Annotated in this window: 1 protein-coding gene; it reads right to left on the bottom strand. The window is 67.3% G+C overall.

Annotation, left to right across the window (positions count from 1 at the left end):
• Positions 1 to 2,063, bottom strand: a 2,063-nt coding sequence (gene rpoB / locus ACIHAD_RS48815) for a DNA-directed RNA polymerase subunit beta (protein WP_397361745.1), incomplete at both ends; no start/stop codon positions are given.

The raw sequence follows: 2,063 nt of genomic DNA, 5'->3' as shown, positions 1-2,063 counted from the left end.
ATCCACCCCAGGTGGGTCTCCAGCACCTGACCGACGTTCATCCGGCCGGGCACGCCCAGCGGGTTGAGGATGATGTCGACCGGGGTGCCGTCCTCGAGGAACGGCATGTCCTCGACCGGCAGGATCTTGGAGATGACGCCCTTGTTGCCGTGCCGGCCGGCCAGCTTGTCGCCGTCGGTGATCTTACGCTTCTGGGCCACGTAGACGCGGACCAGCTCGTTGACGCCCGGCGGGAGCTCGTCGCCCTCGTCGCGGCTGAACACGCGCACGCCGATGACCTTGCCCTGCTCGCCGTGCGGCACCTTCAGCGAGGTGTCACGGACCTCACGGGCCTTCTCGCCGAAGATGGCGCGCAGCAGGCGCTCCTCCGGGGTCAGCTCGGTCTCGCCCTTCGGGGTGACCTTGCCGACCAGGATGTCGCCGGGCACGACCTCGGCGCCGATCCGGATGATGCCGCGCTCGTCGAGGTCGGCCAGGACCTCTTCCGACACGTTGGGGATGTCCCGGGTGATCTCCTCCGGGCCCAGCTTGGTGTCGCGGGCGTCGACCTCGTGCTCCTCGATGTGGATCGAGGAAAGGACGTCGTCCTGGACGAGACGCTGCGACAGGATGATCGCGTCTTCGTAGTTGTGGCCCTCCCACGGCATGAACGCCACGAGCAGGTTCTTGCCGAGCGCCATCTCACCGTTGTCGGTGCAGGGGCCGTCGGCGATGACCTGGTTGACCTCGACCCGGTCGCCCTCGGCGACGATGGGCTTCTGGTTGAAGGAGGTGCCCTGGTTGGAGCGCTTGAACTTGGCGACCCGGTATGTCGTCCGCGTGCCGTCGTCGTTCATGACGGTGACGTAGTCGGCGGAGACCTCCTCGACCACACCGGCCTTCTCGGCGCTGATGACGTCGCCGGCGTCGGTCGCGGCACGGTACTCCATGCCGGTGCCGACCAGCGGCGCCTCGCTCTTGAGCAGCGGCACCGACTGGCGCTGCATGTTGGAGCCCATGAGCGCGCGGTTGGCGTCGTCGTGCTCGAGGAAGGGGATCATCGCGGTGGCCACCGACACCATCTGGCGCGGCGACACGTCGATGTAGTCGACCTCCTCGGCACGGGCGAGCTCGGTCTCACCGCCCTTGGTACGGACCAGGACGCGGGACTCGGCGAACGACCCGTCGGAGTTGAGCGTCGTGTTGGCCTGCGCCTTGACGTAGCGGTCTTCCTCGTCGGCCGTCAGGTAGTCGATCTGCTCGGTCACCTTGCCGTCGACGACCTTGCGGTAAGGCGTCTCGACGAAGCCGAAGGCGTTGATCCGGCCGTAGGAGGCCAGCGAGCCGATCAGACCGATGTTCGGGCCTTCAGGGGTCTCGATCGGGCACATCCGGCCGTAGTGGGACGGGTGCACGTCGCGGACCTCGAAGCCGGCCCGCTCACGGGACAGACCACCGGGGCCGAGCGCGGACAGACGCCGCTTGTGCGTCAGGCCGGCCAGCGGGTTGGTCTGGTCCATGAACTGCGACAGCTGCGAGGTGCCGAAGAACTCCTTGATGGAGGCCACGACGGGACGGATGTTGATCAGGGTCTGCGGCGTGATGGCCTCGACGTCCTGGGTGGTCATCCGCTCGCGGACGACGCGCTCCATGCGGGCCAGGCCCAGGCGGACCTGGTTCTGGATGAGCTCGCCGACGCTGCGCAGGCGGCGGTTGCCGAAGTGGTCGATGTCGTCGACCTCGACGATCACCTCACCGTTGGCGCCCGGCATCGACTCCTCGCCCGCGTGGAGGCGGACGATGTACTCGATGGTGGCGACGATGTCCTCTTCGGTCAGCGTGCCCTGCGTGATCTCGGAGTCGACCCCGAGCTTCTTGTTGATCTTGTAGCGGCCCACCTTGGCCAGGTCGTACCGCTTGGGGTTGAAGTACAGGTTCTCCAGCAGGGTCTGCGCCGACTCCTTGGTCGGCGGCTCACCCGGCCGCAGCTTGCGGTAGATGTCCAGCAGCGCGTCATCCTGACCGGCCGTGTGGTCCTTCTCCAGCGTCGCCCGCATCGACTCGTACTGGCCGAACCGCTCGAG

Origin of the sequence: Nonomuraea sp. NPDC052265 (genome assembly GCF_044547985.1) — a bacterium.
Taxonomy (GTDB): Bacteria; Actinomycetota; Actinomycetes; order Streptosporangiales; family Streptosporangiaceae; genus Nonomuraea.
This window is presented reverse-complemented; position numbering and strand designations above follow the sequence as displayed.